The following is a 22,957-nucleotide window of genomic DNA, read 5'->3' as shown; positions in this document are numbered from 1 at the left end:
GCCGCGACCCTAGCGCACCGGCCCGGCGCCGTCACGGCCGGGCGGCCGCGGGCGGCGCGGGGGGGCGGCGGCCCTGCAGGCGCGCGCCGAGCGCCCGCTCCACCGGCTGCCGGAGCGCGTCGGCCCAGGCGTCGTAGCCGGCCGCCGACGGGTGGAAGCCGTCGCCCGAGAACACCGCGGCGGCGCCGAGCCGCCTCACCGCGCGGCGCGTCTCGCCGAACGCGTCCGCCACCAGGAACCCGTGCCGCTCGGCCACCCGCTCGATGGCGGCGTTGAACTGGTCGAGGCGGCGCGCCAGCGCCGCGGGCGCCCCCTTCGCGGACGGTGAATCGACCAGGTCCGGCAGGCTGGAGATCACCACCGTCGCGCGCGTCTGCTTCAGGAAGTCGGCCACGATCTCGAGGTCGCGCGCGAACTCGCGGAGCGGTCGTCCCTGCACGAGGTCGTTGATCCCGATGCCCACCGTGACGAGGCCGGGGCGCGCCTCGAGCGCCCGCGGGAGCTGATCGCGGCGCAGGTCGCCGGCCGTCGCGCCGGCGACGCCGAGGTTCACGAGCTTCACGCCGAGCCCGGCGGCCTCGAGCCGGCGGGCGAGGCGTGGCGGGTAGCCGCCGCCGGGACCGCCGCCCTGCCCGGCGGCGGTGGAGTCGCCGAGCGCCACGTAGACGAGCGGCGCCGGCGCATTGCCGGCGGCGCGCGCAGCGCTCGCGCCGAGCGCGTGGAGGACGACGGCGAGCGCGACCGCCGGGCGCACGAGGCGCCCGGCGCGGCCAGGGGTCGGTGGGATCACGCGGTGAAGCTAACCACCACGGGCGGGCGCGGGAGCGGGTGAGCGCCCGGCCGCCCGCCCGGGACCTGCTGCGCGGCTACTTCTTGGGCGCCGGCTTCGCAGGCGCGGCGCCGCCGTGCGGGCTCGCGGGCGCCTTCGCGCCGCCGGCGGGCGGCTTCACGTCCTTCGCGAGCTTCTGCATCACCTGCGGCAGCTTCGGCTCGATCCGCTGCTGCGTCTCCATCGCCACCTTCTCCTGCACCTCGGGCATGGCCTTCAGCGCCTTCTGCCCGAGCGGCGACTTGTAGAACGCGACCAGGTCCTTCAGCTCCTGCTCGCTGTAGGCGGCGGAGAGCTGGCGCGCGTGGATGTTCACCAGGTCCTCGTACGGGAGCAGCGCCTCGACCTCGGTGCGCGCCTTGGCCTGGAAGTCCTTCGGCATGCTCAGCTCCGAGCCGGGGTGGCCGCGGAACTGGCCCACCAGCGACTGCGTGAGCCCATCCATGCCGCGCTTCCACGTCTCCTGCGTGGCGAGCGTGCGCGCCAGGTCCATTGCGGCGGGCGACGGCTTCGCGGCGGGGGCGGGCGCGGCGGCCGGGGCGGCGGGCTTCGCCGGCGCCGGGGCCGGGTCGGCGGCGCGCGCGGGCTGCGCGAGCGCGAGGGACAGGAGGGCGGCGGCGGGGAAAAGGCGGATCTGGGGCATACGGGACCCTACCACATCCGGGTCGCGGGGTGAGGGCGCCGCTCGGGAGCCCTGGCTGCCCTACCGCGGTCCGCGGCCGGGCCCGGCCCCGCCGCGCGCGCCCGGCCCGGGCCGCCCCGCGCCGCGCCGGCCCGGGCGCATGCCCGGCCCGAGCCGCTCGCCCGGCCTCAGCCGGCCGATCTTCCGGAGCGCCTTCTCGATGAGCGGCCGGTTCGCCGGATCGCCCCAGCGGAGGAGCGCCTTCTGCATGCGCTTCTCCTCCATGTCCCGGGTGACGTGCACCGGCTTGCCCGTCATCGGGTGGTAGCCCGACCAGAAGATGTCCGAGGCGAGCGTCATGGGCGTGGGCATGAAGTCCTGCACCTGCTGCGGCTTCCAGCGGTTCGCCTGCAGGTACTCCATCAGATCCGCCGCCTCCTCCAGCGAGGCGCCCGGGTGGGAGGAGATGAAGTACGGGACGAGGTACTGCTCCTTGCCCGCCTTCCTCGTGTACCGCTCGAAGTCCTTGCGGAAGCGCTCGAACGACTCGACCCCGGGCTTCTTCATCACCTTCAGCACCGGCTCGCAGACGTGCTCGGGCGCGACCTTGAGCTGGCCGGACACGTGGTTCGCGACGAGCGCCTCGAGGTAGCGCGCGCCGTTCTTCTCGTCGGCCTGCGCGAGGTCGTAGCGGACGCCGGAGCCCACGAACACGTGCTTCACCCCGGGCACCTTCCGCGCCTTCTCGTACAGGTCCACGAGCGGCCCGTGGTCCACCGAGAAGAACTGGCAGACGCTCGGGTAGACGCAGCTCGCGCGCCGGCAGGCGGCGTGCGCCGCCGCGCTGGTGCACTCCATCCGCCACATGTTGGCGGTGGCGCCGCCCACGTCGGTGATGGTCCCGCGGAAGCTGTCCTTGCTCGCGAGCGTCGCGATCTCGCGCAGCACGCTCGCCTCGGAGCGGCTGGCGATGTCCCGCCCCTGGTGCTCCGTGATGCAGCAGAAGGCGCAGCCGGCCGCGCAGCCGCGCAGGATCTGGACCGACCAGCGGATCTGCTCGAGCGCCGGGATGTGCGCGCCGCCGTAGGCCGGGTGCGCCTCGCGCACGTAGGGGAGCTCGGCGATCCGGTCCAGCTCCTCGGTCGAGGGCGGCCGCATGGGCGGGTTCACCACCACGTGGCGCTGCGCCGGCCCGCGGCCGTGGCGCTGCACCAGGATGCGCGCGTTCGCCTCGTTGTGCTCGAGGTGGTAGAGCCGGCTGAACTCGGCGAAGCGCCGCTTGTCGAGGACGATCTCCTCGTAGGCGGGCAGCTCCAGCACCTTCCGATCGCGCCCGTCCAGCATCGCCATGCCGAGGTCGGGCACGGCGAGCGCGGTGCCGGGCACGTCGGTGAGGCCGCAGATGTCCTCGCCCGAGGCGAGCCGGCGCGCGATCTCCAGGATGGGCTTCTCGCCCTGGCCGTAGACGAGCAGGTCGGCGCCGGACGGCACCAGCACCGAGGGCAGGACCCGGTCGTCCCAGTAGTCGTAGTGGGCGATCCGGCGGAGCGACGCCTCGATGCCGCCCAGCACGATGGGCGTGGTGGCCCCGAACGCCGCGCGCGCCAGCCGCGCGTAGACGGTGGTGGCGCGGTCCGGCCGCCTGCCGGCGGCGCCGTCCGGCGTGTACGCGTCCTCGGAGCGCCGCCGCTTGTGCGCGGTGTAGTGGTTCACCATCGAGTCCATCGCACCCGAGGTGATCCCGACGAACAGCCGCGGCCGCCCCAGCCGCAGGAGCTCGGCCGGCGAGCGCCAGTCCGGCTGCGCCACCACGCCCACCTTGTAGCCAGCCGCCTCCAGCACCCGCCCGATCACCGCCGCGCCGAAGCTCGGGTGATCGACGTACGCGTCGCCGCTCACCAGGAGCACGTCCAGGTCGGCCCAGCCCCGCGCCCGCAGGTGCTCCGGGAACATGGGCAGGAAGGCCTCCGGGCCGGGCGGCGCGGGGCGGCGGGCGCGGTCGCCCTGGAGCACGGGAAGTCGGGCCATCGGCGCACATAGATGGCCGCCGGGCCCCGGGAAAGCAAGCCGCCCTCGCCTTTGAGCGGACGGGGAGCGGAGGTATCATCCGGCCCTCCGGAGCGCCGGCCCCCTCGCCCACCGGCGGTACACCGCACATGCCCGATCCGCGCAGCGCACTGAAGGAGTTCCGCCAGCTCGACCGCAAGCGCCTCTCCGAGGGGCTGACCGCGGAGGAGGAGCGGCGGCACGCCGAGCTGCGCGACCTGGTGGAGCCCGAGCTGCAGGCGTCGGGCTCGGGCTTCGACGTGGGCGCCGCGGCCGATCGGCTGCGCGCCTCGCTCGAGCCGGCCGGGCTTCGCCGCGCGCCGGCCGAGGCGCCGCCGGCGGCGCCCGCCGCCGAGGCCGGGCCGGCGCCGCTGTTCGAGGACGTCGCGCCCGACGCCGGGCTCGCGGAGGCGTTCGAGGGTCAGGCGTTCGAGGCGCTGGAGGTTCCCGCGCCGGACGCGCCGGCGTGGGAGGCCGCCGCGCAGCCCGCCGCGGCGGAGGCAGCGGAGGGCTGGGACCCGGAGGCGCCGGCCTCCGATCCGGACGCCGCACCGGCGTGGGATGCGAACGCGCAGCCGTTCGATCCGAACGCCGCGCAGGCTTGGGATCCCAGCGCGCAGCCCTTCGATCCCAACGCCGCGCAGGCCTGGGATCCGAACGCGCAGCCGCTCGATCCGAACGCGGCGCAGGGGTGGGATCCGAACGCGCAGCCGTACGATCCGAACGCCGCGCAGGCTTGGGATGCGAACGCGCAGCCGTTCGATCCGAACGCCGCGCAGGCGTGGGATCCCAACGCGCAGCCCTTCGACCCGAACGCCGCGCAGGCCTGGGATCCCAACGCGCAGCCGTACGATCCGAACGCCGCGCAGGCCTGGGATCCCAACGCGCAGCCGTACGATCCGAACGCCGCCCAGGCGTGGGATCCGAACGCGCAGCCCTACGATCCGAACGCGGCGCAGGGGTGGGATCCCAACGCGCCGCCCTACGATCCCAACGCGGCGCAGGCGTACGATCCGAACGCGCAGCCGTACGATCCGAACTCGCAGCCGTACGATCCCAACGCGGCGGCGTGGGATCCGAACGCGACGCCGTACGATCCCGGCGCCGCGCAGGCCTGGGATCCCAGCGCGCAGCCGTACGATCCGGACGCCGCGCAGCCGGCGTGGAACCCGGACACGACCGCCACCTTCGGCGAGCCCGAGGCGCAGCCTTCCGCCGAGGCGGCGCCGGCCGACGGCGCGCCCGGATACGAGGCGTGGACCACGCCGGCGGACGAGCCCGAGACGGTGGACCTCGCCACCGAGGCGGTGATCGAGGAGCTGGAGCCGCTCTCGGCGGACGGGCTTGCGCTCGAGGGCGATCCCTCGGCCGAGCCGCCCGCGCCGCTCGCCGGCGGCGACGCGGCCTCGCTGCCGCCCGACGGCTGGGAGGTGACGGCGCCACCGCCGGACGCGCCCGTGGCCGCCGTGCTCGGCGAGTACGACGAGGCCGGCGCGGCCCCGGCGGCGCTGTCCCCGGAGGACCTCGGCGCCGAGCCGGCGCCGGAGCCGGAGGCGCCCGGTGCCCCGCTCGAGCTCGGCGAGTACGACGACACGAGCGGCTTCGCGGCGCCGGCGGCCGAGGGCGTGCTCGAGGTCGCGCCCCCCGGCGCAGCGCCCGCCGCCGACGCGGGCTGGGCCGAGGAGGTGGCGCTCGACCAGGGCTTCGAGCTCGAGTCGGGCGGCTCCTTCGACGCCGCCGCCGAGGCCACCGTGCCCGAGTGGGCCAGGGAGGCCGGGCTCCCGCCGTGGGACGCGCCGGCCCCGGACGCCCTCGAGGCCGGGAGCCTGGGCCTCGACGGCGACGTCGAGGCGCCGGTGGAGCCCGCAGCCGAGCCGATCGCGCTCGGCGACGAGGCGGGCGAGGACGGCGAGCCGATCGCGCTCGAGCCGACGCTCGACCTGGGCGCGCCGGTCGAGCCCACCCTCGAGCTGGCCGAGCTGGAGGAGCCGGCGGCCGGCGAGGCCGGCGCCTCGCCCGGCGACGATCCCTTCGCGCTGCGCGCGCCGGAGCCCGAGCCGACCGGGGCGCGCGACCTCTCGGCGCTCGACTTCGCCGCCGGCGAGCTGGGCGAGGACGCCGACGCCTGGGCCGCGGCGGAGACCGCGCCCGGGGAGCCGGAACCATTCACGATGGGTGATGTCGGTCCGCAGGCGGAACCGCTCGCCGGGCCCGATCCGGAGGCCGAGCTTCCGGCGTGGGACGCCGGCGCCGCGCCCGCGCTCGAGCTGGAGCCGTCCCGGTGGGACGAGGCGGCGGCCGTCGACCTCGTGGGCGGCGGCGCCGCGATCGCGGCGGCCGAGCCCTCCGCGCTCCTCGCCGAGGCCGCCGAGGCGCTGCCGCCGCTCGAGCTGGACGGGCCGGCCGCGCCGGAGCCCTTCGCCGACGCGGAGCCCGCGGCGGACGCCGCGGCGTCGCTGACCGCGGCGGCCGGCACGCTGCTCGACGCCGGCGCCGAGGCGCCGCCCGCCATCGACGACCTGCTCGGCGACCTGCCGGCGGCGCCCGGGGCCGACGCGACGGAGGTGGCCGAGGTGGCCGAGGTGGCCGACCTGGCCGCGATGCCTCCGCCGGACGCCGACGACCTGCCCACGCTCGACGGCGAGGACATCCTCGAGGAGATCCCGGCCGACGAGCTGGTGCCGCTGCCACCCGACGAGGAGGCCGGCGGCGGCGTCGAGCTCGGCGAGGTCTCGCTCGCCCCCGCGCCCGTCTCGGCGTCCGTCTCGGCGCCGGCGCCGGCGCCCGCCCCGGAGCCGGCCGCCGAGCCGGAGCCCGCCGCCGTCCCCGCCCCGCCGGCAGCCGCGGCGGCGATCCCCGACGCCGCCTTCGAGCCGCTGCCGGTCGAGGAGGTCTCCTTCACCCCGCCGCCGGCGGTCGAGGCGGCGCCGGCACCGGCCGGTGCGTGGCAGGTGCCCGGCGCACACCGGGTGGTGATCCACACGCTCGAGGGGCTGGTGAAGCGTGGCCTCATCGAGGACGCGGCGCTGGACGCGCCCGCGCTGGACGTGGTCGCGCAGGGGCCGCTCCCCGAGCGGATCCCCACCGACAAGGTGAAGGCGATCTTCTTCATGCTGGCGCCGGGCGAGGCCGCGCCGGCGCCGGAGGGGAAGCGCGTGCGCGTCACCTTCCGCGACGGCCGGCAGGTGGCCGGGTTCAGCCCGGACTACCGTGAGGACGGGCCCGGCTTCTTCATGATCCCCGCGGACACGCGCACCAGCACGGCGCGGATCTGGATCTACCGCTCGGCGGTGCGCCAGGTGGCGGTGAGCTGAGAGCACGTGAACCCAACCCCGGGGATTGATTCACGCGCTCCGAGCGCGGGCGCGCCCGCCGCGGCTCAGTTCATCCAGCGGGGCGGCTCGCCCTTGCCGTCCTTGCCGATGACCTTCAGGTGCTTGGAGCGCCGGCGGAACTCGCGCTCCGCCCACCACTCGCGCGCCTGCAGCTTCCAGCGCCGCGTCGGCATGCGGCCGCCGCGCGACAGCGCGAAGCCCAGCGCGAGCGCCGCGAAGTGCGGCACGAACGCGCCCAGCCCGGGGAGCCCGCCGCCGGCCAGGCCGTAGAGCACCGTCCCGAACACCACCAGCAGCGCCAGCGTCTTCCCGGTGAGCGGGAGCACGCCCCAGATGCTGACCTGGCGATCCGGGTACATCATCGCCCACATGAGCAGGAGCGCGTTCACCACCGGCCACATGCCGAGGTGCGGGCGGTCGGCCGGGAACCAGAGCAGCGCCGCCACCACGGTCACGGCCGTCGCCCCGGCGGCGAGCCCGAGGAACGTGCCGACCAGGCGCCGCTCGCTCCAGGTGAACGCGAGCTGCTGGCCGATCGAGTAGAGCATGAACCCGCCGAACAGCAGCGTGAGCGGGTCGTTCTGCACGAAGGCCCAGGAGACGAGCCGCCACACCTGCCCGCGCAGCACCAGCCCGGGCACCAGCGCCGCCCAGGTGTCGTCGCGCGTCACCCAGGAGCCGACGGTCGCGACCAGGATGAGGACGAGCAGCAGCCCCAGCCCGGAGGGGATGCGGCCGCCGAACGTGAACGCGCTGCCGAGGTCGGGGCTCCGTCTGCTGCGCACGCGGTCCTAGCCCTTCTTCCTCTCCCGGTAGAAGAGGGTGATGGTGAGGCAGTGGAACTCCTTGTCCGAGCTCTGCCGGACCTCGTGGCTCACCACCTCGAGCTCGGGGTTGCCGGCGAGCCAGCGCGTGATCGTCTCGCCCATGGCGTCGCGATCGCGCGCCAGCGTCGTCGAGAAGACCTTCACGCCGGTGAAGCTCGTCATCGTCGCCCCTCCTCGCCGCGGACCCTCGGGGACCCTATCGTCCCCTCCGGGCGGGGGCAAGAACGTCGCCGCTACAGCGGCTCCAGGATCACCGCCACGCCCTGGCCGCCGCCGATGCAGGCCGAGCCGAGGCCGGCCCGGGCCTTCCGGCGACGGAGCTCGTACAGCAGGTGCATGGTGATCCGGGCCCCGCTCGCGGCGAGCGGATGGCCGAGCGCGATGGCGCCGCCGTCCACGTTGGTGCGGTCGCGTGGGAGCCCCAGCTCCTGCTCCACCGCCAGGACCTGCGGCGCGAACGCCTCGTTCACCTCGATCAGGTCGAGATCGGCGAGCGTGGCGCCGGCGCGGGCCAGCGCGTTCCGGACCGCCGGCACCGGCCCGATGCCCATCACGGTGGGGTCCACGCCGGCGTGGCCCCAGTTCACCAGGCGTCCCAGCGGCCGCAGCCCGCGCCGCTCCGCGTAGGCGCGCGAGGCCACCACCAGCATCCCGGCGCCGTCGGCGATACCGCTCGCCGCGCCGGCGTGGATGACGCCGTCGGCCTTGAACACCTTGGGGAGCTTCCGCAGCCCCTCCAGCGTGGTGCCGGGGCGCGGGTGCTCGTCCTTCTCGAACCGCACCGTCCCCTTGCGCGTCCGGAGCTCCACCGGCGCCAGCTCCTCGCGGAAGCGCCCGGCCTCGTCGGCGGCGGCCCAGCGCCGCTGCGAGGACACCGCGAGCTCGTCCACCGCGTCCTGCCCGATCCCGTGGCGCTCGGCCAGCTTCTCGGCGGTGAGCGCCATGGGCATGCCGGCGTAGGTGTCGGTGAGCGCCGACCAGAGCATGTCCTCGAGCGGCGGCGTCTTGCCGAACGCGTGGCCGAAGCGCGTCCCGCGCAGCACGAGCGGCGCCTGGCTCATCGACTCGGTGCCGCCGGCCAGCACCAGCTCCGCCTCCCCGCCGTGGATGAGCCGCGCCGCCTCGATGACCGCCTCGAAGCCGGAGCCGCACAGACGGTTCACGGTGACCGCGGGCACGCCCTCGGGGAGGCCGGCGCGCAGCCCGACGTGGCGCGCCAGGTAGATCGCGTCCGGCGAGGTCTGGGCCACGTTCCCGACCACCACGTGGCCGTAGTCCGCGGGCGGCGCCCCCGCCTGCTCGATCGCCGCCTGCGCGGCGTGGACCGCGAGGTCGGTCGCGCTGAGGTCCTTCAGGGAGCCGCCGAACGTCCCGAAGGGCGTCCGCTTCGCGGCGAGGAACACCACGTCCTGCTGGCCGGCCCGGTTCATGACGCCTCCTGGTGCGTCACCTCGAGATAAGCGCGCCCGCCAGGCCTTTCACGGCCACGACCAGGATGGCCAGCGCCAGCGCCACGTTCAGGGCCGGCACGAGCGCGCCCACCCGGTCGCCGGCGCGCCCCCGGAGCGCGGCGTAGGCGCGCGGGGCGTGGCGGGCGAGCATGTAGACCGCGAACAGCGCCGCGACCGACTGGAAGACGAGCATGCGCCGATGCTAGACGGCCGCGCCGGCCGTGAACAGCGCGCCGGCGCGCCGCGCCCGCCCGGGCCAGGCGGGCCTAGGCCGCGGGGGCGGCGTCCGCGGCGGGCTTCTTGCCGAGGATCCGGGCCAGCACGATGCCGACCTCGTAGAAGACGATCATCGGCACGGCCATGAGCGCGAGGTTGAGCGGGTCGCCGGTGGGCGTGATGATCGCGGCCGCGATCACGTTCACGATGATGGCGATGCGCCGGTACTTCGCGAGCGTGCGCCACTGCACCAGGCCGATCATCGACAGGAACGCGATGACCACCGGGACCTCGAACACCACCCCGAAGCCGAGCAGCATGGCGAGCACGAGCGAGAGCTGCTCGGAGAGGGAGAGCATCGGCGAGAGCGTGTCGCTCTCTGCGAACGCCAGCATGGCCGGGAACGCCTGCGGCATCACCAGCTCGAAGCAGAACAGCGCGCCCAGGTAGAAGAGCAGCGTCCCCCAGAACAGGAACGGGAACACCACCTTCTTCTCGCGCTTGTACAGGCCGGGCGCGATGAACAGCCAGAGCTGCCACAGCACCCAGGGCGCCGCGACGAAGACGCCGCCGTACATGGCCACCTTGATGTAGACCATCATCGGCTCGATCGCGCTCGTGTACACGAGCTGCTGGCGGCCGGCCGGGAGCGCGTCGCGCACCGGCTTCATCAGGTGGTCCACGATCTGCGGCACGAACCCGCCGACCAGGCCCATCCCGATCGCGATGCCGAGCATCGCGCGCACCATGCGGACGCGCAGGTCGCGCAGGTGATCGAGGAACGACAGCTTCACCTCGCCCTCGGGCTCGGGCGACGGCGGCGGCGGCAGCTGCGGGACGGTTTCGCTCATGCGGACCTACGCGGCGGTGCCGCCGGTGCCGGGCGGCGGGGCGCCCTCGCCGGACGGCGCAGGCGAAGGGGTGGGGGCCGGCGCGGCGGCGGGCACCGCGGGCTCGGCCGGCGGCGCGGCCGGCTCGGCGTCCACCAGCGCCGCCTCCAGCCCCGGAACGTTCTCGGCGGTGGCGGCGGGGGGCGGGCCGGCCGGACCGGGGACCGGGCGGTTCGGGACGGGTGGCACCAGCGAGGGGCGCGCCACCTTCCGGTCATCCTTGTAGATCTCGGTCTCGATCTGGTCCTTCAGGTCGTCGGTGGCCTGCTTGAACTGGCGCAGGCCCTTGCCGATGGTCTTCGCCGCCTCGGGGAGGCGATCCGGCCCGAGGAGGATGAGGGCGAGGACGGCGATGATCACGATCTCGCCGAAGGACAGACCGAACATAGGGCGGTTCCTATAACACGGCGGAAACCGGGACGCTTCCGCCGCCGGACGGATCCGGTTGCGGCGGCAGCATGCCACGCCTAACGTCCCCGCGCATGGCCTACTGGTTGCTGAAGACCGAGCCCGGCACCTACGCGTGGTCCGACCTCGTCGCCGACGGGACCACCCCGTGGACCGGCGTCGCCAACCCGCAGGCCCAGACGAACCTCCGGGCCATGAAGGCGGGCGATCGGGCGATCGTCTACCACTCGGGCGAGAAGCGCGCGGTGGGCATCGCGGAGGTGGTGCGGACCGCCTACCCGGACCCGACCGCCGGCGGCGAGCTGGTCTGCGTGGACGTGAAGGCGGTCGAGCCGCTCCCGGCGCCCGTTCCGCTCGAGGCGCTGAAGCAGGAGCCCGCGTTCGAGGGCTCGGTCCTGCTCAGGCAGGGCAGGCTCTCGGTGGTGCCGCTCGCGCCCGCGGAGTGGCGCGACCTCGCCTCGCTCGCCGACGTGATCGCCCGGACCGGCGGCCTGCGGCGCAAGGCGCGGTTCTGATCCGCCGAGGGCCGCGCCCTCGCCCCGCCGGCGGAGCCGCCGGGGCCCCACTCCTGCTGCGGGGCCCGTGACCTCGCGGGCGCGCCGGTCGGCCCGCTGTTCCCCTAGATCCTGAATCTCCTCACCTCGCCGCGGAGCACCTCCGCCTGCGAGGCGAGATCGACGATGGCGGCCTCGAGGTCACGGACCGAGTGCGTCTGCGCCTCGGCCACCTGCTTGATCTGCACCACCGCCGTCATGACCTGCTCGGAGCCCTTGGTCTGCTCCTTCTGGGCGCGGTTCAGGTGGTGGACCATCTCCGAGATCGACTCGATGGCGCGGGTGATCTGCTTCGAGCCGCGCGCCTGCTCCTGCGCCGAGCGCTCCACGTGCTTCGTGATCGCCTTCATCCGCTCGGCGCTCTTCATGATCTGCTCGGAGCCGCGCGCCTGCTCGGCGGTCGCGCTCGCGATCTGCTGCACCGTCTCGGCGATGCGGTTGATCGCCATGGTCACCTGCTTCGACCCGCGCGCCTGCTCCAGGGTGGCCCGCGCGATGGCCTTCACCATCTGCGTGGACTTCTGGCTCGACTCCTGGATCTTCTTCAGCGCGGTCTCGGTCTCCTGCCCGAGCCGCACGCCCTCCTCGACGTTGCGGACGCCGCGGTCCATCGCCTGGATGGCGTTGCGCGACTGGTCCTGCACCGCGCGGATGAGCTCGGAGATCTCCTTGGTGGACGCGCCGGTGCGCTCGGCCAGGTCCTTGATCTCGTCCGCCACCACCGCGAAGCCCTTGCCGTGCTCGCCCGACTGCGCCGCCAGGATGGCGGCGTTCAGCGCGAGCAGGTTGGTCTGCTCGGCCACGTCGTCGATCACGTTGAGGATGTTGCCGATGGCGGCGATCTTGGCGCCGAGCGCCTCGATGACGCTGGCCGCCTCCTTGGAGGACTCCTTGATCTTGTCGATGCCGAGGAGCGTGCGCGAGAGCGCCTCCGCCCCCGACTCCGCGTCGCGCTGCGCCTGCTCGGAGAGGCGCGCCGTCTCGTTCGCGTTCGACTCCACCTGCGAGATGGAGACGTCCATCTCGTTCATCGAGGACGACGTCTCCTCGGTGGTGGCGGACAGGTCCTCGATGTTCTTCGCCACCTCCTTGATCGAGTAGGTCATCTGCTCGATCGCGGCGGTGGTCTCCTCGACGCTGGCCGCGAGCGCCTGGATGTTCTCGGCCACCTCGTCGTTGGTGGCGGCCATCTCCAGGATCGACGAGGAGGACTCCTCGGCGCTCTGCGCCAGCACCTCGACGTTGTCGGCGATCCCCTTCAGCGAGGAGATCATCTGGCTCATCGAAGAGGAGGTGTCCACCACCCGCGCCGTGACGGTGCCGGCGCCGGAGGAGACCGCCGAGCCGGTGCGCGAGATCCGGTCGATGACGGTCGCCACCCCGCCGGTCACGTTCTGCACGCGGGACAGCGTCGCGGCCAGGTTCTCGCCGATGCGGTTCAGCGACTCGGCCAGCGTCCCCAGCTCGTCCGGGCCGAGCTGGGCGGAGCGGGCGGTCAGGTCGCAGTCGGAGACCCGGCGCGCCACCGCGCTCATCTCGTCGAGCGGCCGGAGCACGAGGCGCGAGACGAACACGTACACGAGCCCCGCCAGCACCATCCCGCCGCCCACCAGGAGCGCGAAGATGTACCAGCCCGCGCGCCCGGCCTGGCCGTCGAGCGGGTCGCGGTCGAGGCCGAGCAGGACGTACCCGGCGCGCGCGCCGCCCCCCGCGCCCTCGACCGGGCGCGTGAAGGCGAGCACGCCCGGCGCCTGCGGCTGCGCCGCGCCGCCCGCCGCCTGGTGCCAGGCCACCACCTCCTCGGCGCTGCGGCCCAGGTTGCGGGAGAGGTGCCTCGCGGCGACGGACCAGTCCTCGCGGACCACCACCACGTACGCGAACGACTCCTCGTCCCAGTCCTCGTCCACCCGCGCCGCGATGCGCGCCGGATCGCCGGCCGCGAGCGCCGGGGCGAGCGCGGAGGCGTAGACGCGGGCGTCGGCCTCGCCGCGGTGCACGGCGGCGCGCTCCAGCGCGACGTGGATCTCGCGGTTCACCGCGATCGACGTGAGCACGCCGGCGATGGCCAGCGCGCCGGCGATGGACAGGAACAGGATCCGCTTCACGCCGAGGTGGGCGAGCTTTGGACGCATCGGGCCCTTCTCGCCGGCGCGGGCTGAAGCACGCGATTTTCCGGCGGTTCGGCGCGATGCTACCGGCGGGTCGGGATCGAGGCAAGGGAACGGCCGGCGCCCGCGGCGGCGGCGCACGCACCTCCGCGCACGCCGCGTGCGCACCCGGGAGGCCGGCGCGAACCACGACCGCGGGACGCAGCCGGGCCGATCTCCTGCGGACTACTGCATGAACAGGTCCTGCACCTCGACCTGCTTCTTCTCGGCATCGGCGAGCACGGGCTCGGTCCCCTGCTTGAACGGCTCCGGCACGCCGCCGGCGCCGTCCGCCACCGCCTTGCCGGTGGCCGGGTCGATCCGCACCTCGACGATGCCCGACGGCGCCTCGAACTCGGGCTGCGCCCTGCCCTTCAGCGCCGCCGACATGAAGTCGAGCCAGATGGGCAGCGCGGCGTGGCCGCCGGTCTCGTAGCGGCCGAGCGGGGTGACGTTGACGTCGTAGCCGAGCCAGACGCCGGTGGCGAGGTCGCGGGTGAAGCCCATGAACCAGGTGTCGAAGGAGTCGTTGGTGGTGCCGGTCTTGCCGGCCGCCGGCTTCCCCAGCGCGGCCGCGCGCGCGCCGGTCCCGACGGTCGCGACCTCGCGCATGAGGCGGACCAGGATGTAGGCGCTGCGCGGGTCCATCACCTGCTCGCGCGGGCGCGTCACCTCCGCCACCGCGCCGGCCAGCCGCTCGTCGAGCCCGACCCAGGGGTCGCGGTAGTCGGCGTGGTCCTCGAGGACGCGCCCGTCGCGATCCAGCACGCGCTTCACGAACGCGCTGGGCCGCTTCTCGCCGTACCGCGCGAACAGCGCGTACACGTTGGTGAGCTCCCAGGGCGTGACGCAGGACGAGCCGAGCGCGCTGCCCAGCTCCTGCTTCACCGGCGTGGTGATCCCGAGCGTCTTCGCCCAGTCGCCCAGCCCCGCCGGCCCGAGCTTCGCGTTGAGCGCCTCGGCGGTCTTCACCGCCGGGATGTTCATCGAGTTGACGAGCGCGGTGCGCAGCGTGACGTCGCCCTTGAAGTCCTCGCCGTAGTTCTGCGGCTTCCAGCTCGACTCGTCGTCGCGGAACACGATGGGCGCGTCGGTGAGGATGGTGGCCGGCGTGTAGTCGAGCTTCTCCACCGCGGCGGAGTAGACGACCGGCTTGAACGCCGAGCCCGGCTGGCGGCAGGCCTGGAAGGCGCGGTTGAACTCGGACGCCTCGAAGTCGTAGCCGCCCACCATGGCGGTGACGTAGGCCGTCCCGGGATCGACCGCCACGAGCGCGCCCTGCAGCGTGGGATCCTGCTGCAGCGAGAACAGCACCGGCGCCTCGGGCACGTCCTTCGGCCGGCCCACCCCGAGCTGCGCCTCCTTCCGCTGCAGCTCGGCGCGCTCGACGCGCTTCAGCACCACCACGTCGCCGGCGTGGAGCGCGCTCGAGGGGCGGGAGAGGAGCGAGTCCGCGTAGGACACCACCGGGTTCGGCCTGCGGGCCCAGCGCATGCCGGAGATGGGCAGCACGCCGCGCGTCTCGCCCACCTCCACCTCGACGACGCCGGCCTTGTCGTCCACCCGATCCACGATGCCGACGCAGAAGTCGCCGGGGCGGAGCGTGCCCTTCGGCCACGCCTTCGCGAGGCGCGCGGCGAGCGCGGTCCGCTCCGCGCCGGCCACCTTCGCCACCGGCCCGGTGAAGCCCTGCCGCTGGTCCACCTCGACGAGCCCCTTCAGCACCGCCGCCTGCGCGGCGCGCTGCTTCTCGAGGTCCATCGCCATCTCGACCCGCAGGCCGTCGTGCAGCAGCCGGTCGTTGCCGTAGCGGTCCACCACCTGCCGGCGCACGGTCTCCACGTAGAACGGGGCGGTCTCGCGGAACACGTCGTCCACGCCGAACACCTTCACCTCGGCCTTCTCGGCGGAGCGGCGCTCGCCCTCGGTGATCATCCCCTCCTCGGCCATGCGCCGGAGCACGTAGCGCCGCCGCTCGGCGGCCGCCTCCGGCCGCGAGAACGGCGAGTAGCGCGAGGGCGCCTGCGGCAGCCCGGCGATGAGGGCCGCCTCCTCCAGCGTCAGGTCCTCCACGTTCTTGCGGTAGTAGTTCTCCGCGGCCGACTGCACCCCGTAGCTGTGGTGCCCGAGGTACACGCCGTTCAGGTACATCCAGAGGATCTGCTCCTTCGTGAAGCGCGCCTCGAGGCGCCGCGCCAGGATCAGCTCCCGGATCTTGCGGCGCAGGCTGCGCTCGGTGCCGCGGTCGAAGCCCTCGGCGCTGATGAGGATGGCCTTGGCGGTCTGCTGCGTGAGCGTCGAGGCGCCCTGGATCCGCGAGCGGAGCACGTACGTCTTCACCGCGGCGCGGAGCGTGCCGAGCAGGTCGATGCCGCCGTGCTCGAAGAAGTTCTTGTCCTCCGAGGCGATGAACGCCTGGATGACGCGCCTCGGGATGCGCGCGTAGGGGACGACCTTGCGGCGCTCCACGAAGAACTCGCCGGCGATCTGGCCGTCGGCCGAGATCATCTCGGTGATGATGGGCGGGCGGTACTGCTCCAGCGTGGGGATGTCCGGCAGCCCGCGCGAGAAGACGAACCACCCCACCACCGCCGCGACGATCACGGCGTTCACCGCCGCGATCGCCGCGAACAGCCCCCAGCGGAGGAGCCGCCGGCGCAGCGGGCGCTCGGGCGGCAGCCCGTCGAGGACCACGCGCGAGGAGGGCTCCTCGGGTGGCTGCTGTGGATCGCCGGGCTCGCGCATGGGTGGCCGAATCTATGCGTGCCCCGCCCCGGAGTTCAACGCTCGCGGTGCGGTCCGTCGCGGCGCGCGGCCGGCGCGTGTGCGCCGGTGGGCGACCCGGGGAGCTTCAGGTTGGCGCGGGAGAGGACCTCGGCGAGCTCCGCCGGAAACGGCGCCTCGAGCCGGAGCGGCGCGCCGGTGAGGGGATGTGGGACCTCCAGCTTCCACGCGTGCAGCCCCATGCGGCGCAGCCCCCAGCGCGTCCGCGCGGTCCGGTTGAACGCGAAGTCGCCGTAGCGCCGGTCGCCCGCCACCGGGTGGCCCACCGCCTCGAGGTGCCGGCGGATCTGGTGCGTGCGGCCGGTCTCGATGGTGACGGCGAGGAGCGAGATCTCCTTCGCGGCGGACACCACCTTCCAGCGGGTCAGCGCCTCCTGGAAGTTCACCCCGCGCATGGCCTTCGACTTCGAGGTCTGCTCGTGCTCGGAGAGCGGCAGGTCGATGGTGCCCGCCTCGCGCGGCATCTTCCCCTTCACGAGCGCGAGGTAGGTCTTGTGGACGCCTTCGCCGCTGGTGAACGTCTCGGTGAGGCGCACCATCGCCTTCCGGTGCTTCGCCACCAGCACCACGCCCGAGGTGTCGCGGTCGAGCCGGTGCGCCGGCGACGGCTTGAACTCGGTGGGCGGGAGGTCGTCCGGCGTCTTCAGGTAGCCCCGCGCCATCTCCACCAGCGTGGCGCCCTCGATCCCGGTGCCGGGGTGCGCGGCCAGGCCGGCGGGCTTGTCCACCGCGAGCAGGTCGGCGTCCTCGTGCAGCACGCCGAACGTCACCCGCGGCGCGCCGCCCGGCGCCGCCGGCGCCGCCTTCGCGAGCAGCCGCTCCTCGTCGCCGCGGATCACCACCACGTCGCCCTCGGCGACGAGCTGGTCGGCCTTCCCGCGCTGGCCGTTCACCCGCACCTTGCGCGTGCGGAACATCTTGTAGACGTGGCTGAGCGGGACGTCGCGCAGCGCCTTGCGCACGAGCTTGTCGAGCCGCTGGCCGGCCGCGTCCGCCGTGACGGTGAGCTGGATCACGGGGGAGATCTACCTCACCCGGGCCCGCGACACCTCAAATCAGCTCGAGCTGCATGTGCTCGCGCAGGGGCTCGGCGCGGATCCCCTCCTTGCGGAGCGCGGCGGCGAGCGCGTCCTCGTGGCCGTGGACCGTGAACACCCGGCCGGCGCCGGTGGCCCGGGCGTAGCGCACCAGCGAGGGGAAGTCGGCGTGGTCGGACAGCGGGAACGCCGCGTCCACGCCGCGGAAGAAGCGGCCGCCGTCGATGGCCCAGCCGGTGAGGATGGCGGTGCGGCGCTTGCGGAGGCCGCGCATGGCCGGGCTGCGGGCGAGGTGCGGGGGACACACCACCACCTCGTCCATCCCGGCGCCCTCCGGCCCGAGCGGCCGCACGTTGGGCAGCGCCACCCCGTGCGCCTCGTAGACCTTGTTCACCGCGTGGACCACCGGGTGGGCGCGGCAGGCGTAGCCGAGGTCGGAGAGGTACTTCAGGATCTCCTGTGCCTTGCCGAGCGCGTAGCCGAGCAGCACCGGCGTGACGCCGTCGGCGAGCGCGCCGTCCACGAAGCGGCGGACCGCCGCGAGCGTCTCGTCCTTCGGCGGGAAGACGTAGCGCGGGTGGCCGAAGGTGGACTCGATCACGAGCACGTCGCAGCCCATCACCTCGGCGCGCTCGGCGGCGTGGGTGGGCTCGGTGCAGAGGTCGCCCGAGTAGCCGAGCGAGACGCCGTTGCGCGTCACCCGCACCTGGGCCGAGCCGAGCACGTGGCCGGCCGGGAACAGCTCCAGCGTCAGCTCGCCCAGGCCGAACGGCGACCGGTACGAGGCGGGCAGGTGCTCGGTCTTGCGGCGCTTCCCCTCGCCCAGCCGGTGGCGCATGAGCGCCAGCGTGGCCGCGGTGGCGATGGTCCGATCGTGGCGCCCGATGTGATCGCCGTGCGCGTGCGACACGAACGCGCACTCGACCCGCCGGGTGGCGTCGAGGTGGAGGGACGAGCCGGTGACCTTCAGCTCGCCCCGGTGGAGCTCGATCGGCGGGCGCCTCATCGGGCGCCCGTTCTACAACGGGCGCCCGACAAAGGCGCGCGGCAGGCCCGCGGACCCCGCCGCTACTTCTTCGGCGGCTCCTTCGCCGGCGCCTTCTTCTCCTCCGGCTTCGACTCGCGCGCCGCCTGGCTCCGGTCCTCCTCCTCGATCTGGTGGATCCGTTTCTCGAGGGAATGGAACCCGCCCTTCTTCTTCTCCTCCGCCATGGAACACCTCCTTCGAGGACCCTAGGGATCCTCTCGCGGCCAGGCGCACCGGTCCGCGCCACGGTGGGTTCGCCCCCGAGGTCTCCCCGCGATGGGGGGGCGGCCGCGGCCGAGCGCCGCCCCGCACCCCTCTGGCGGGTGTCAGGGCGGGAGGGCATGATGCGCCGCCCCAGCCCTCCGGCACCCCGGCCGCCTCGCGGCCAGCGCCCGGGCGAGCGGGCGCGTCGCGTGGCGCATCTCGAGGAGGGACCATGAAGAGGACCGTGGACGTCGGGGAGCGGCTGCCGCTGCTCCAGAGCATTCCCCTGTCGCTGCAGCACCTGTTCGCCATGTTCGGCGCCACCGTGCTGGTGCCGTTCCTGGTCGGGCTCGACACCTCGGTGACCTTGTTCACCAGCGGTGTCGGCACGCTCGTCTACATCTTCATCACGAAGGGGAAGATCCCGGCCTACCTCGGCTCCTCGTTCGCGTTCATCGCCGCGCTCTCCGCCATCATCGGGGTCGCGCCCGGCCAGGCCGCGCCGGCCGACCGGGTGGCCGTGGCCATGGGCGGCTGCGTGGCGGTGGGCGTCTGCTACCTCGTGGTGGCGGCGCTCATCGCGAAGTTCGGCACCGGCTGGATCGACCGCCTGCTCCCGCCGGTGGTGATCGGCTCGGTGGTGATGGTCATCGGCCTCGGCCTCGCCCGCGTGGCGGTGGTCAACATGGCCATGAACGGCGGCGGCCCCACCTACCGGCCGGAGTTCTTCGCGGTGGCGCTCGCGTCGCTCGCCATCGCCATCCTGGCGGCGGTGTTCCTGAAGGGCTTCCTGGGCGTCATCCCGGTGCTCATCGGCATCGTGGGCGGCTACGTGGTGGCGCTCCTCGCCGGCCAGGTGGACCTCTCCGGCGTGGCGGCGGCGCGGCCGCTGGCGGTGCCGCCCTTCGTGCTCCCGCGGTTCACCTGGGCGGCCATCATCACGCTCGCCCCCATCTCGCTCGTGGTCATCACCGAGCACATCGGCCACCTCATCGTCACGAACAACGTGGTGGGCCGGGACTTCGTGAAGGACCCGGGCCTGCACCGCTCGCTCGCCGGCGACGGCGTCGCGACCATGATCTCCGGCGCGCTGGGCGGCCCGCCCAACACCACCTACGGCGAGAACATCGGCGTCATGGCCATCACCCGCGTCTTCTCGGTGTGGGTGATCGGCGGCGCGGCGGTGCTCGCCGTCCTGATGTCCTTCCTGCCGCCGGTGGGCGCGCTCATCCGCTCCATCCCGACCCAGGTGATGGGCGGCATCTGCATCCTGCTGTTCGGGATCATCGCCTCCGCCGGCATCCGCATGCTGGTCGAGGCGGGCATCGACTTCTCGCAGAAGCGGAACCTGATCATCGCCTCGGTGGTGCTGGTCATCGGCGTGGGCGGCGCCGAGATGCACTTCGGCTCGGTGAAGATCGACGCCATGCCGCTCGCCACCTACGTCGGCATCCTGCTCAACCTGGTGCTGCCGCGCGGGATGGAGGGCACCGCCGCGAACGGCGCCGTCGCCGAGGCGCCGGACGTGTAGCCGGCGGGACCCGCTCGCCCCTCGGTGCGCCCGGGGCGAGCGGGCCGCTCGGCACCGGTGAGGCGATCCCGCCCGCGGTGAGCCGTCGGCCGCGGGCGGGGAGCCCTACCTGAGCAGCAGGTACCAGAGGCGCCCCGGCTGCTTCATGCGGCCGGCGGCGTTCGCGGCGTAGGGGCCGCTCCCGAGGTAGAGGTCCACGCGCCCGGAGGTGCGGATCGCGCCGCCCGCGTCCTGGTCGAGGACGAAGCGCGAGAACGGGCGCAGGGTGGCCGAGGTCGCGTCCACCGGCCGCTCCGTCTCCAGGAACGCGAGCCCGCCCTTCGGGAACACCTTCGCGTCGGCGGCGATGGTGCGGTCCGGGGTGACCGGGACGCCGAGCGCGCCGATGGCGTCGTCGGCGAACCGGAAGAACACGTAGGACGGGTTGGTGGCGAGCACCGCCGCCTGCTCCTCCGGGTGCGCGAGCAGCCAGGCGCGGATCGACTGCATCGACACCTCCTCGCGCCGGAGCGCGCCGCGCCGGATCAGCTCCGCGCCGACCGCGGCGTAGCGCTGGCCGTTCTTGCCGGCGTACGTGACCACGCGCGAGCTGCCGTCCTCGAGGCGCACCACCCCGCTCCCCTGGATCTCGAGGAAGAACGCGTCGAGCGCCGAGTCCACGTAGCAGAGCTCCGCGCCCTTCCCGTCGAGCGCGCCGCGCGCGATGTCGGCGCGGGTCGGGTACGGGACGAGCCTGCCCTGCTCCACCCGGCCGACGAGGTCCTCCGCGACCTGCGGGAAGTCGCGCGCGCGCACCACCACGAGGTCGTCCGGCGCGCGGTGGAGCGGCACCCGGTACGGGCCGCCGCGGGCGAGCGCGCCGCGCAGCTCCGGCAGGTAGTAGCCGGTGAACAGCACCGTCCCGCGCCCGTCGCCGGCGGAGCGGAACGCGCGGAACTCGCGGCGGAGCGTCTCGCGCAGCGCCGCCGGCGCGGGCCGCGCCGCCACGACCGTCCGGAAGCGCGCCAGCGTCGCCTGCACGCGCGCGAGCGGGACGCGCTCCCTGCCGTAGGCGAACGTCCGGCCCGGATCCGAGGCGGCGAGCCGTGCCAGCCAGGTCTCGGAGCGGCCGATCGCGTCCTCCAGGCCGGCGTAGTCGAGATCGTCGGCGAACGCCGGGAGGTCGGAGGGCGGCACCTCGCGGAGCGCCTCGTCGGCGGTGCGCGCCGGCGCGGGCGGGGGCGCGTGGCGGCAGGCGGCGACTGACAGGGCGAGCGCCGCGAGGAGGGCGTGCTCGAGGGGGGTGCGTCGCATCGGGCCGAAGGTAGCAGAGGTCCGGCCGCGCGGCGCGGGCCGGCCGCCGGCGCCTCGACGGCTACGCCGCGGGCGCGCCCGCGCGGGCCCGGGCCCGGGCCTCGGCGGCGCGGGCCTCCAGCACCCCGCCCACCTCGCCGGCCACCACCCCGAGCACCATGAGCCCGCCGCCGGCCCAGTCGAGCGGCCCGAGCGGCTCGCCGTAGTACAGCCAGCTGAACACCGCCGCCGCGGCGGGCTCGAGCGAGAAGATGAGCGCGGCCCGCACCGCGGTGGTGTGGCGCTGGCCCCAGTTCATGACGAAGAACGCGAGCGCGGTCATGACGAGGCCGGTGAAGGCCACCACCGCGAGGAAGTGGCCGGCCCCGGCCGGATCGAAGCGCGGCCCCTCCAGCGGGGCGAGCACGAGCGCGCCGGCCAGCGTCACCAGCACCTGCACCGCCACGAACGGCGCGAGCGGGTGGCGCGGCGCCCACTCCGAGGTGAACGTCACCTGGAGCCCGTAGGCCACCGCGCAGAAGAGCGTGAGCAGGTCGCCGAAGCGGACCTCCTCCGTGACCGCACCGGGGGTGAACGGCCGCGTCAGCAGCACCAGCCCGGCGAGCGCGAACGTCACGCCCACCCAGAACGCGAGGCGCACCCGGCGCCCCAGGAGCCAGCGGGCGACGATCGGCACCACCAGCACGTTCAGGCCGGTGATGAACCCGGAGCGCGAGGGCGTGGTGTGCCGAAGCGCGACCGTCTGGAGCACGAACCCCACCAGCATGGTGAGGCCGAGCAGGACGCCGTGCCGCCAGAACCCCTCGCCGAGCGGCGCGCGCGGCCGGAGCGCCCAGGCGACGAGCAGCGCCACCGCGGCCAGGCCGAAGCGGGCGGTGAGGAACACGCCCGGGGAGGCGATCTCGAGCGCCTCCTTCACCAGCGCGAAGGTGGTCCCCCACAGCAGCGTGAGGACGAGCAGGGCGAGGTCGGCCACGGCGCACGGCGGGCGGCGCTAGCGCCCGGCCCGCTCCTCCTCGAAGCGCCCGTGCAGGTGGACCGGCGCCTGCCGCGTCTTGCGCACCCGCATGTTCAGGAGCTCGACCCCGAGCGAGAACGCCATGGCGAAGTAGACGTAGCCCTTCTCGATGTGCTTCCCGAGCCCCTCCGCCACCAGCATCACGCCGATGAGGATGAGGAACGACAGCGCCAGCATCTTGATGGTGGGGTGGCGCTCCACGAAGCCGCCGATGGCGTCGGCGAAGACGAGCATCACGCCGACCGCCAGGACCATCGCGGCGACCATCACCGGCAGGTGCTTCGCCATCCCGACCGCGGTGATGACCGAGTCGAGCGAGAACACGATGTCGAGCAGCGCGATCTGCACGATGACCGCCCAGAACGCGGCGCCGCCGCCGGCCTTCCGCTCCTCGGCGTGCTCGACCTCGAGCTTGTCGTGGATCTCGTGGGTGGCCTTGGCGATGAGGAACAGGCCGCCGCCCAGCAGGATGAGGTCGCGCCCGGAGACCTCCCGGCCGAGCACCGAGAACAGCGGCCGGGTCAGCCCCATCACCCAGCTGATGGCGAACAGCAGGCCGAGCCGGGTGAGCAGCGCGAAGGAGAGGCCCAGCTTGCGCGCCCTGCCCTGCTGCTCCTGCGGCAGCCGCCCGGCGAGGATGGTGAGGAACACCACGTTGTCGATGCCGAGCACGATCTCCATGGCGGAGAGCGTGACGAGCGAGATCCACGTGTCGGCCTGGCCGAGCAGCTCGAGCAT

20 protein-coding genes are annotated in these 22,957 nt (G+C 74.2%); 3 read left to right on the top strand and 17 right to left on the bottom strand.

The features are described from left to right. Positions 1-31: 31 nt before the first annotated feature. The 3 genes from A2CP1_RS00435 to A2CP1_RS00425 all read right to left on the bottom strand — a co-directional run bounded on the left by A2CP1_RS00435 (position 32) and on the right by A2CP1_RS00425 (position 3,479). On the bottom strand, positions 32-790 hold the full coding sequence (locus A2CP1_RS00435) for an SGNH/GDSL hydrolase family protein (RefSeq protein ID WP_049771349.1): 759 nt from the start codon (positions 788-790) through the stop codon (positions 32-34). 76 nt (positions 791-866) lie between these two features. Beyond that, the gene (locus A2CP1_RS00430; RefSeq protein WP_012631534.1) at positions 867-1,472 is read right to left on the bottom strand and encodes a DUF2059 domain-containing protein; all 606 of its coding nucleotides are present in this window, start codon (positions 1,470-1,472) and stop codon (positions 867-869) included. A gap of 60 nt (positions 1,473-1,532) precedes the next feature. After that, positions 1,533-3,479, bottom strand: coding sequence for a YgiQ family radical SAM protein (locus tag A2CP1_RS00425; protein ID WP_012631533.1), 1,947 nt, complete (start codon positions 3,477-3,479; stop codon positions 1,533-1,535). A gap of 128 nt (positions 3,480-3,607) precedes the next feature. On the opposite strand from A2CP1_RS00425, the gene A2CP1_RS00420 reads away from it, so the two are divergent. Beyond that, positions 3,608-6,811, top strand: a complete 3,204-nt coding sequence (locus A2CP1_RS00420; RefSeq protein ID WP_012631532.1) for a DUF6982 domain-containing protein — start codon at positions 3,608-3,610, stop codon at positions 6,809-6,811. 65 nt (positions 6,812-6,876) lie between these two features. On the opposite strand, the gene A2CP1_RS00415 is transcribed toward A2CP1_RS00420, so the two are convergent. The 6 genes from A2CP1_RS00415 to A2CP1_RS00390 all read right to left on the bottom strand — a co-directional run bounded on the left by A2CP1_RS00415 (position 6,877) and on the right by A2CP1_RS00390 (position 10,603). Beyond that, positions 6,877-7,617: a rhomboid family intramembrane serine protease gene (locus tag A2CP1_RS00415; protein WP_012631531.1), complete on the bottom strand. Its 741-nt coding sequence runs from the start codon at positions 7,615-7,617 to the stop codon at positions 6,877-6,879. A gap of 6 nt (positions 7,618-7,623) precedes the next feature. After that, positions 7,624-7,821 carry a hypothetical protein gene (locus A2CP1_RS00410; protein ID WP_011419124.1) on the bottom strand — a complete coding sequence of 66 codons (198 nt, stop codon included), beginning with the start codon at positions 7,819-7,821 and terminating at the stop codon, positions 7,624-7,626. A gap of 71 nt (positions 7,822-7,892) precedes the next feature. Further along, positions 7,893-9,089, bottom strand: a complete 1,197-nt coding sequence (locus tag A2CP1_RS00405; RefSeq protein WP_012631530.1) for an acetyl-CoA C-acetyltransferase — start codon at positions 9,087-9,089, stop codon at positions 7,893-7,895. 16 nt (positions 9,090-9,105) lie between these two features. After that, on the bottom strand, positions 9,106-9,303 hold the full coding sequence (locus A2CP1_RS00400) for a hypothetical protein (protein ID WP_012524148.1): 198 nt from the start codon (positions 9,301-9,303) through the stop codon (positions 9,106-9,108). Between the two features lie 73 nt (positions 9,304-9,376). Continuing rightward, complete coding sequence (tatC, locus tag A2CP1_RS00395; protein ID WP_012631529.1) at positions 9,377-10,177, bottom strand: twin-arginine translocase subunit TatC; 801 nt, start codon at positions 10,175-10,177, stop codon at positions 9,377-9,379. A gap of 6 nt (positions 10,178-10,183) precedes the next feature. Further along, positions 10,184-10,603, bottom strand: coding sequence for a Sec-independent protein translocase subunit TatA/TatB (locus A2CP1_RS00390; protein ID WP_012631528.1), 420 nt, complete (start codon positions 10,601-10,603; stop codon positions 10,184-10,186). A gap of 95 nt (positions 10,604-10,698) precedes the next feature. Between A2CP1_RS00390 and A2CP1_RS00385 the strand changes: the two genes are divergently transcribed. Further along, on the top strand, positions 10,699-11,139 hold the full coding sequence (locus A2CP1_RS00385) for an EVE domain-containing protein (RefSeq protein ID WP_012631527.1): 441 nt from the start codon (positions 10,699-10,701) through the stop codon (positions 11,137-11,139). 104 nt (positions 11,140-11,243) lie between these two features. On the opposite strand, the gene A2CP1_RS00380 is transcribed toward A2CP1_RS00385, so the two are convergent. From A2CP1_RS00380 to A2CP1_RS23355, 5 genes are all read right to left on the bottom strand, one after another. Continuing rightward, positions 11,244-13,310 (bottom strand): methyl-accepting chemotaxis protein, encoded by a 2,067-nt coding sequence (locus tag A2CP1_RS00380; protein WP_012631526.1) that lies wholly within the window; start codon positions 13,308-13,310, stop codon positions 11,244-11,246. A gap of 201 nt (positions 13,311-13,511) precedes the next feature. Then, positions 13,512-16,070 (bottom strand): penicillin-binding protein 1A, encoded by a 2,559-nt coding sequence (locus tag A2CP1_RS00375; RefSeq protein WP_012631525.1) that lies wholly within the window; start codon positions 16,068-16,070, stop codon positions 13,512-13,514. Between the two features lie 35 nt (positions 16,071-16,105). Further along, positions 16,106-17,125, bottom strand: coding sequence for an RluA family pseudouridine synthase (locus tag A2CP1_RS00370; protein ID WP_012631524.1), 1,020 nt, complete (start codon positions 17,123-17,125; stop codon positions 16,106-16,108). Between the two features lie 34 nt (positions 17,126-17,159). After that, positions 17,160-18,152, bottom strand: coding sequence for an MBL fold metallo-hydrolase (locus tag A2CP1_RS00365; RefSeq protein WP_012631523.1), 993 nt, complete (start codon positions 18,150-18,152; stop codon positions 17,160-17,162). Positions 18,153-18,214: 62 nt separating this feature from the next. After that, positions 18,215-18,358: a hypothetical protein gene (locus A2CP1_RS23355; RefSeq protein ID WP_012631522.1), complete on the bottom strand. Its 144-nt coding sequence runs from the start codon at positions 18,356-18,358 to the stop codon at positions 18,215-18,217. A 251-nt stretch (positions 18,359-18,609) separates the two neighbouring features. Here A2CP1_RS23355 and uraA point away from each other — a divergent pair, with 251 nt between their 5' ends. After that, positions 18,610-19,908: a uracil permease gene (gene uraA, locus A2CP1_RS00360; protein WP_012524139.1), complete on the top strand. Its 1,299-nt coding sequence runs from the start codon at positions 18,610-18,612 to the stop codon at positions 19,906-19,908. Positions 19,909-20,013: 105 nt separating this feature from the next. Here uraA and mltA read toward each other — a convergent pair whose 3' ends face one another. The 3 genes from mltA to A2CP1_RS00345 form a co-directional block, all read right to left on the bottom strand. After that, the gene (mltA, locus tag A2CP1_RS00355; protein WP_012631521.1) at positions 20,014-21,201 is read right to left on the bottom strand and encodes a murein transglycosylase A; all 1,188 of its coding nucleotides are present in this window, start codon (positions 21,199-21,201) and stop codon (positions 20,014-20,016) included. A gap of 61 nt (positions 21,202-21,262) precedes the next feature. Continuing rightward, positions 21,263-22,177 (bottom strand): DMT family transporter, encoded by a 915-nt coding sequence (locus A2CP1_RS00350; protein ID WP_012631520.1) that lies wholly within the window; start codon positions 22,175-22,177, stop codon positions 21,263-21,265. Between the two features lie 18 nt (positions 22,178-22,195). Next, on the bottom strand, positions 22,196-22,957 hold the full coding sequence (locus A2CP1_RS00345; protein WP_012631519.1) for a TerC family protein: 762 nt from the start codon (positions 22,955-22,957) through the stop codon (positions 22,196-22,198).

Origin of the sequence: Anaeromyxobacter dehalogenans 2CP-1 (assembly GCF_000022145.1) — a bacterium.
Lineage (GTDB): Bacteria > Myxococcota > Myxococcia > Myxococcales > Anaeromyxobacteraceae > Anaeromyxobacter > Anaeromyxobacter dehalogenans.
Note: the sequence above shows the minus strand (reverse complement) of the source record. Positions and strands in the feature narration are given on the sequence as shown.

Excerpts from the sequence above, each read along its gene's own strand:
- A2CP1_RS00430 (WP_012631534.1), bottom strand. The coding sequence starts at position 1,472 with ATGCCCCAGATCCGCCTTTTCCCCGCCGCCGCCCTCCTGTCCCTCGCG.
- A2CP1_RS00425 (WP_012631533.1), bottom strand. The coding sequence starts at position 3,479 with ATGGCCCGACTTCCCGTGCTCCAGGGCGACCGCGCCCGCCGCCCCGCG.
- A2CP1_RS00420 (WP_012631532.1), top strand. The coding sequence starts at position 3,608 with ATGCCCGATCCGCGCAGCGCACTGAAGGAGTTCCGCCAGCTCGACCGC.
- A2CP1_RS00410 (WP_011419124.1), bottom strand. The coding sequence starts at position 7,821 with ATGACGAGCTTCACCGGCGTGAAGGTCTTCTCGACGACGCTGGCGCGC.
- A2CP1_RS00405 (WP_012631530.1), bottom strand. The coding sequence starts at position 9,089 with ATGAACCGGGCCGGCCAGCAGGACGTGGTGTTCCTCGCCGCGAAGCGG.
- A2CP1_RS00400 (WP_012524148.1), bottom strand. The coding sequence starts at position 9,303 with ATGCTCGTCTTCCAGTCGGTCGCGGCGCTGTTCGCGGTCTACATGCTC.
- tatC (WP_012631529.1), bottom strand. The coding sequence starts at position 10,177 with ATGAGCGAAACCGTCCCGCAGCTGCCGCCGCCGCCGTCGCCCGAGCCC.
- A2CP1_RS00390 (WP_012631528.1), bottom strand. The coding sequence starts at position 10,603 with ATGTTCGGTCTGTCCTTCGGCGAGATCGTGATCATCGCCGTCCTCGCC.
- A2CP1_RS00385 (WP_012631527.1), top strand. The coding sequence starts at position 10,699 with ATGGCCTACTGGTTGCTGAAGACCGAGCCCGGCACCTACGCGTGGTCC.
- A2CP1_RS00380 (WP_012631526.1), bottom strand. The coding sequence starts at position 13,310 with ATGCGTCCAAAGCTCGCCCACCTCGGCGTGAAGCGGATCCTGTTCCTG.
- A2CP1_RS00375 (WP_012631525.1), bottom strand. The coding sequence starts at position 16,070 with ATGCGCGAGCCCGGCGATCCACAGCAGCCACCCGAGGAGCCCTCCTCG.
- A2CP1_RS00365 (WP_012631523.1), bottom strand. The coding sequence starts at position 18,152 with ATGAGGCGCCCGCCGATCGAGCTCCACCGGGGCGAGCTGAAGGTCACC.
- A2CP1_RS23355 (WP_012631522.1), bottom strand. The coding sequence starts at position 18,358 with ATGGCGGAGGAGAAGAAGAAGGGCGGGTTCCATTCCCTCGAGAAACGG.
- uraA (WP_012524139.1), top strand. The coding sequence starts at position 18,610 with ATGAAGAGGACCGTGGACGTCGGGGAGCGGCTGCCGCTGCTCCAGAGC.
- mltA (WP_012631521.1), bottom strand. The coding sequence starts at position 21,201 with ATGCGACGCACCCCCCTCGAGCACGCCCTCCTCGCGGCGCTCGCCCTG.
- A2CP1_RS00345 (WP_012631519.1), bottom strand. The coding sequence starts at position 22,957 with ATGCTCGAGCTGCTCGGCCAGGCCGACACGTGGATCTCGCTCGTCACG.